The sequence below is a fragment of the Moraxella bovoculi 237 genome (assembly GCF_000696305.2).
GTDB lineage: Bacteria > Pseudomonadota > Gammaproteobacteria > Pseudomonadales > Moraxellaceae > Moraxella > Moraxella bovoculi.
The window spans coordinates 1-6,352 of record NZ_AOMT01000003.1 but is presented as its reverse complement, the minus strand read 5'-3'; the positions used below and the strand labels follow the sequence as shown (position 1 = coordinate 6,352).

Sequence of the window (6,352 nt, the reverse complement as noted above, 5' to 3'; positions counted from 1 at the left end):
AACGCTTTTTTTATGATTCCAATTATTTCTTACCCGATAATTCAATCACCCAAACCTCCGACTGCGAACCAAGCCTAAAAGGAATCCCCCAAAAGCCATAGCCTGACGATACGATGACGTGCGTATTGTTAATTTCTTTATGTCCGTAGCTGACTCGATTGAGAATTTTTACGATGAAGTTTGCAGGGAAAATCTGACCATTATGCGTGTGTCCCGACACCTGTACATCGATGGGCAGCTGCACATTCTCATCAACCTGACTTGGGCGATGATCCAACAGGATGACAGGATACTCTTGGGCTTCTTGGGGTAGTTCTGCCAATAGCTGCTCGGTTGTTTTTCTGTCTGTCTTATGATCATCAAAGCGACCAATCAGGGACAACAGCACACCTCCTACATTGATGACAGCCACCTGATCATCCAATAATACCGCACCTGTGGCACGTACCGCTTCGGCAATGGCGCGGCGAGATGACACATCATACAGGTCGTGATTGCCAAGACTCGCCACCACACCGCTACTGGCAGCAGAGACTACGGAACCAAAGGCGGGACGCATGTTTTGCGCTTCATACACATGGGTATTATCATCCATGATATCCCCTGGCATTAGGAGTAGTTCGGCACGTTCTTGCTTTAGAATATTCGCCAACTGCTCAAGCTGATTCACCCCGAACATTCTCCCTAGGTGCAGATCGGACGCCAATGCCAGACGCACAGGATGAGCCATTGGCTTATCAATTTGTATTGATAGATGGCGCACTGTCGGCGTATAGGCATTATAAAGCGACATGCCAATCAGCCCAACGAAACCGCACAGCGCAGCCGCTCGAATGCCCACGTCATAAACTTGCGCATTTGCAAGGCTTAGCTTCTGGCATAATACATTCATCACACAAATCACGGCAATGGTCAGCACACCAAGCCAAAGCACCGATAAATAACCCAGCGCAATGCGAAATTGCCCAAGGAATAACGTCGCCAAAAATAGATTACTCACCACCAAGGTGGCAATCACCACCCACGTTCGCGCATTAGGCAGCCAAGGCTGGATCAACCAAAATATCCCACGACCCACCATAAAGGCACACAGTTGAAACAAAGCAACCGTGATTAACATAAATACAATACGCATCAGCCTTCCCCAAAAAATCTTAGGGCTTGATTCGCCACAAAATCCAAATCAAACGTGCGCGTGGCATAATCATAACCCACAAAGCCGATGTGCCCGCCATAGGCTGTATCGAGCAATTTCACATCCTCTGACACATCGCCCGCCTCTGCCGTCACACCCAAAAACGGATCATCTTTGGCGGTGATAATTAAGGTTGGCTTATTGATTGATCTAAGATAAGGCAATGCAGATGCTTGACGGTAGTAGTCATTCTTAGAATGAAATCCGTGCCTTGGTGCGGTGAATACATTATCAAAATCACCCATTCGTTTGGCAGCTTTTAATGCGGTAATTTCTGCATCAGTCAAGCGATTCTCTAAGGCTTTTTTGATGATCGGATTTAATAAATATGGGGTATAGATTCTTTTGCCGAGCAATCGCTCCATGGCGATGGATGCACTTGCCAGATCCACCGGCGCAGAGACCACGACCGCACGTTGGCAGATGGCGTCGTGACCATATTCACCCATGTATTTGGCCAATGCATTACCGCCCAACGACACGCCGATGGCATAGACTGTTTGATATTCCTTGTTTAGATTTTTTAAATAATGATGCACTTCGGCCGTGTCGCCTGCATTATAAAACACTTTGCCAGAAACTGCCACACCACCACAGGAGCGAAAATGCGCCACCACGAAATGAAACCCCGCTGCCTGCACATTTTTGGCAAGTGTTTTGGCGTAGTGGCTTTGGCTTGAGCCTTCCATGCCATGAAATAAAACCACGATCGGCGTGGCTAATCGACCATCTTCGCCACGTTTATCATCCATCGGCAGAAAGTCAAAAGCCACATCACTCTCATCAAGAGAGTCCTTTAATAGCTTGCGCTGATAATTTGGTGTAAATTTCACCAGATAACGCGGTAAAATTGTCTGTAAATGTGGATTTTTTAGCCACAGCGGTGGCAAAAATTGATTCTCTTTCATGACGCTCTCTCATTTTTATTCATTATTTCTTATCTTAATTACAAACCAAACGGGCTCACCTTTAATCATCAGCTTAATTTTTGCGCCATCGCTCAGCCCCGCCGGCAAGCTTGCACGCACCATCTGCCCATGATGATTAAAATAAATATCGCCACCTTGGCTGGCAATCTTGGCATCCATGGCGATGATTGGCATCTGATTGGTTGCCATTTTGGACAGCTGATTGATTCTCATCAGCAAGGTTTTGGCATTTTTTAGGAGCTGGCCGTCGTTCTTTTGTAGTTGTGTTTGAGCAAAGTTAGACAAAGCTCGCGCATGAGACTCAAATTTTCTAAGCCCAGTCATGATGGTCTGCGATGATCGGATGCGTGTCATGGCCTTGGCAGTCACCTGCCCCATTGCACTAAAATGCACGGCGTGAATCACGTCATATTTGGCGCGTTTTTGGGTGTCTTTTAAGGTGGCATAAGCCTCATTAATCAGCACAATCTGGGCAGGATCGCCCTGTCTGTCAGGATGATGGATGAGCGCAAGCCTACGGTAGGCGCGCTTAATCTCGGGCAGACTTGCCGACTTAGAGACACCAAGCACCAGATAATAATCAACCAAATCAGACTGCCTTGACATCAGATCTCCAAAGACGCTTCCAGATTCTCAAGCTCATCCAGCGCCATGAGTAACGACTCTTCAACTTCTGCCAGCTGTTTTTGGGCGTCGGTTTGCCCAGCTAACAACGCCAACAGCTTATCTTTATTCGTATCGTCATACAGACTTTGATCTGACAATTGTACCTCGATATTTGCCAAATTTTCGCTGTGTTTTACTAGCTGCTTTTCGAGCTTGTCAATCTGTTTGCGCAGCGGTGCGGTTTTATTGCGATATTGGGCGGCAAGCTTGCGCTTTTCTTCCTTTGACAGCTCTTTGGTATCGTTAGGAGGCTTACTCTCAGAGACAGCATTGCTACGCGCTTGTTTTTCAAGACGGGCTTGTTTTAGATGCTCAGCATAGTCTGCCATGTCGCCTGTAAATTCATCAGCGCGACCATTTGCAACCAAGATCAAGCTATCACACACCGATGTAATCAATCCACGATCATGCGATACCAAAATCAGCGCACCCTCAAAGTTCTGCAAGGCGAGCATCAGCGCATTTCGCATTTGTAAATCAAGATGGTTCGTCGGCTCATCAAGCACCAACACATTAGGGCGCTGCCACACGATGAGCGCCAATGTCAGTCGTGCACGCTCACCACCTGAGAACAGACAGCATTCCGTGTCAATCTTATCACCACGAAAATCAAAACTCCCCAAAAATGCGCGCAAATCTGCATCCGAAGTCGCACCTGCCAAACGTCTTAACATGACCATCGGCGTAGCATTATCATCTAATGAATCCATCTGATGTTGATTAAAATAGCCAAGCTTTAAGGTTTCGGATACTTTATGCTTACCATCTATGAGCGGCAATTCACCCACCAAAGCCTTAATCAGGGTTGATTTGCCCGCACCATTTGCCCCGAGAATACCAAGCCGAACATCAGGGGTAATCTGCAGATTAACCTTGGTAATCAGCGCTTTATCATCATAGCCAATCGATGCATTCTCAAGACTAATCAATGGGCTTGCCATATGGCTGGGCGGATAAAACTGGAAGCTAAATGCGCTGTCCGCCATCACAGGCGCCAGCTCAGTCATACGCGATAGTTGCTTAATACGACTCTGAGCCTGTTTTGCCTTAGTTGCTTTCGCACGAAAACGGCGAATATAATCTTCTAGATGCGCCCGAGTTGCTTGCTGTTTTTCAAAGGCTTGCTGCTGCTGTGCTAGCCTTTCGCTGCGCGTACGGACAAATTGACTGTAGTTACCTGTATATAGTGTGATCTTACCATGTTCAATGTGTAAAATATGCCCACAAACCCCGTCCAAAAATTCCTGATCGTGACTGATCAGCATGATAAGCCCATCGAATTTCGACAGCCATTCTTCGAGCCACAAGATCGCATCCAAATCTAAGTGATTGGTCGGCTCATCCAGCAGCAGCACATCAGCCCTGTGCATGAGTGTGCGAGCCAGGTTAAGCCTCATTCGCCAACCACCAGAGAATGTCGCTACTACACGCTTATGCTCATCTCCACCAAAACCGAGCCCAGATAAGATCTGCGCCGCCTTGGTTGGCGTACGAAAACCATCAATTTCCTCGAAACGCCCATAAATCGGCGCAATCTCACTCTCGGAAAGCTCGTCTTGGTTTTGTAGCTTTTGATTAAGCTCATACCACTCGCCATCACCAGATAATACATAATCAATGGCGCGCATCTGCGTGGCGTGCACTTCTTGCGCCATGTGAGCAATTTGCCAATTACTAGGCATTTCGATTTGACCCACATCCGTCTGATGCTCACCCAAGATGGTGGCGAACAAGGTGGATTTTCCCGTACCGTTATTACCCGTCAAACCAATTTTTTGTGGCTTGTGAAGTTGTAAATTTACTTCGCTAAACAGCAATCGCCCTTCTCGGCGCACCGCCACATCTTTAAATTCAATCACGACAAATCTTCCAAGAATAAGATTTGCATATTATAGCAGACCTACCCCTTGCATAAATAAAATTTGCACCAATTATGGTATAATCACTGTAATAACAAAATAAAATCAAGAGACTACAATGAACAATGTAATGACTCTCACCGATAATGCCGCCAAAAAACTATCCAAGCTAAAAGCCGCCGAAGGCAATGAGGCGCTGATGCTGCGCGTGTATGTGACAGGCGGCGGATGCTCAGGGTTTTCTTATGGCTTTGATTTTGCTGAAGACATGGAGGAGGATGACGCAACTTTCCTAAATGGCGATGCAGTCTTGGTTGTTGACAGCTTAAGCTATCAATATCTGCACGGGTCAACCATCGACTATGTCGAAGGGCTAGAAGGCTCTCGCTTTGTGGTCAATAACCCCAACGCCACCACCACTTGTGGCTGCGGTTCGTCCTTTTCGATTTAATTTAATTTCATTGTATTTAAATTCAAAAAAACCTGCCAGCTGGCAGGTTTTTTGATCAATTTTAAAATTGATTACTTGTGCTCATCACGCAGTACGACTGGTGCGGCAGCCAAGCGATAGTTAGCAGCGGCAGTGCGTGCGCCAGCGATGCTCGCCAAGAAAGTCAGTAGCGTGCTGATTAACCAGAACAGACCTGAATACAAAGCCGCTTTGCGAGCAGTTTCTTCGGCAGTTTGTAGTGTTTGTTCCATTTTTACTCGTGCATCAGCAACTGCTTGCTCGGTGGCTGCACGGTATTCATGATAAGAAGCCAAAGTTTCTTGTTGCACTTCAACCGCCTGAGCTTGGCTTAGACCTTCAGCTTGTAGACGATTAACAAGCTCTTGATCTTTCAAAACACCCTCAACTTCGTCAGCACGCTGCTTAGCATACTGGTCAATGTTTTTCCAGGTGTCTAGATTAGTAAAATCCATCTCTGCCAAATCAGCTTTAGTTTCGTTAAGCATGCCTTCTAGCACATTTACTGTTGCACCGATTTGCGCTTGGTCAAAGGTGTCGTTATTTTTAGCCACCCACGCTTCGATGTCTTGACGGCTGATGTTGCCAGTCGCTTTTTGGTAAAGCTCTTGGGCGCGGTCAGTAATATTGACACCGTCAGAATTAGTAGCTGCCACACCTGCACCTGCTACTGTCGCTGCCGTAGAGGTTACAGCACTGGCAGCACCACCGATGGCGCTCGCTGTCGTGCCAACCGCATTACCTGCTGTTCTTACGATGCCTGACACGCTGTTCATGGCAAAAACAGAAGTGATGACCACGATGGCGGCGGCTGTCAAGATACCAGTCAATGCGGCGTCTTTTGGCAAAATGTCCGTACCATCACCAAATAATGCTTCTGGCGCTGATGCTTTGACAGCAAAAAAACCTGCCACAAAAGCGCTCAACAATGCTGTTACCGCTGCATAAATACCTGCTGCAATACCAGCACCACGCAAGTCTAGCGACAAGAATGAGCTTAGCACCAGTGCCAATGCTAGCATGATCATAGACACCACAAGACCCATTAAAAGTCCTGCAAGGATACCACGCCATGATGGGCGTCTGGCTTTCGTTGTGTAGATTGACATAGTTAGAATCCTATACAATAAAATGAATAAAAAACGATACCTCAGTATTTAATGGTATATTATAAGCCATTTTTGAGCAAAATTCAGTAGGGTTTTAGTAAGTTTAAAGTAATGAATTGTAACTT

General features: G+C 46.5%; 6 protein-coding genes. 1 reads left to right on the top strand and 5 read right to left on the bottom strand.

All coding sequences use genetic code 11. From position 1 onward, the window contains the following. Nucleotides 1-22: 22 nt before the first annotated feature. The 4 genes from MBO_RS00220 to MBO_RS00205 are packed head-to-tail and all read right to left on the bottom strand — an operon-like array spanning nucleotide 23 to nucleotide 4,649. On the bottom strand, nucleotides 23-1,135 hold the full coding sequence (locus tag MBO_RS00220; protein ID WP_036361814.1) for a metallophosphoesterase: 1,113 nt from the start codon (nucleotides 1,133-1,135) through the stop codon (nucleotides 23-25). After that, nucleotides 1,135-2,103, bottom strand: a complete 969-nt coding sequence (locus MBO_RS00215) for a YheT family hydrolase (RefSeq protein WP_036361811.1) — start codon at nucleotides 2,101-2,103, stop codon at nucleotides 1,135-1,137. The genes MBO_RS00220 and MBO_RS00215 overlap by 1 nt, the downstream gene beginning before the upstream one ends. Nucleotides 2,104-2,118: 15 nt before the next feature. After that, nucleotides 2,119-2,730, bottom strand: a complete 612-nt coding sequence (locus MBO_RS00210; protein WP_036361807.1) for a J domain-containing protein — start codon at nucleotides 2,728-2,730, stop codon at nucleotides 2,119-2,121. Further along, on the bottom strand, nucleotides 2,730-4,649 hold the full coding sequence (locus tag MBO_RS00205; protein ID WP_036361804.1) for an ABC-F family ATP-binding cassette domain-containing protein: 1,920 nt from the start codon (nucleotides 4,647-4,649) through the stop codon (nucleotides 2,730-2,732). Before MBO_RS00205 ends, MBO_RS00210 begins: the two co-directional genes overlap by 1 nt. A 118-nt stretch (nucleotides 4,650-4,767) precedes the next feature. On the opposite strand from MBO_RS00205, the gene erpA reads away from it, so the two are divergent. After that, entirely contained in the window at nucleotides 4,768-5,100 is a 333-nt protein-coding gene (gene erpA / locus MBO_RS00200; protein ID WP_036361802.1) for an iron-sulfur cluster insertion protein ErpA, read from the top strand. A gap of 71 nt (nucleotides 5,101-5,171) precedes the next feature. Here the strand turns inward: erpA and MBO_RS00195 are convergent, their stop codons facing one another. After that, a complete protein-coding gene (locus MBO_RS00195) occupies nucleotides 5,172-6,227 on the bottom strand; it encodes a hypothetical protein (RefSeq protein ID WP_036361799.1) in 1,056 nt (351 codons plus the stop codon). Between the last annotated feature and the right edge of the window lie 125 nt (nucleotides 6,228-6,352).

Excerpts from the sequence above, each read along its gene's own strand:
- MBO_RS00220 (WP_036361814.1), bottom strand. The coding sequence starts at position 1,135 with ATGCGTATTGTATTTATGTTAATCACGGTTGCTTTGTTTCAACTGTGT.
- MBO_RS00215 (WP_036361811.1), bottom strand. The coding sequence starts at position 2,103 with ATGAAAGAGAATCAATTTTTGCCACCGCTGTGGCTAAAAAATCCACAT.
- MBO_RS00210 (WP_036361807.1), bottom strand. The coding sequence starts at position 2,730 with ATGTCAAGGCAGTCTGATTTGGTTGATTATTATCTGGTGCTTGGTGTC.
- erpA (WP_036361802.1), top strand. The coding sequence starts at position 4,768 with ATGAACAATGTAATGACTCTCACCGATAATGCCGCCAAAAAACTATCC.
- MBO_RS00195 (WP_036361799.1), bottom strand. The coding sequence starts at position 6,227 with ATGTCAATCTACACAACGAAAGCCAGACGCCCATCATGGCGTGGTATC.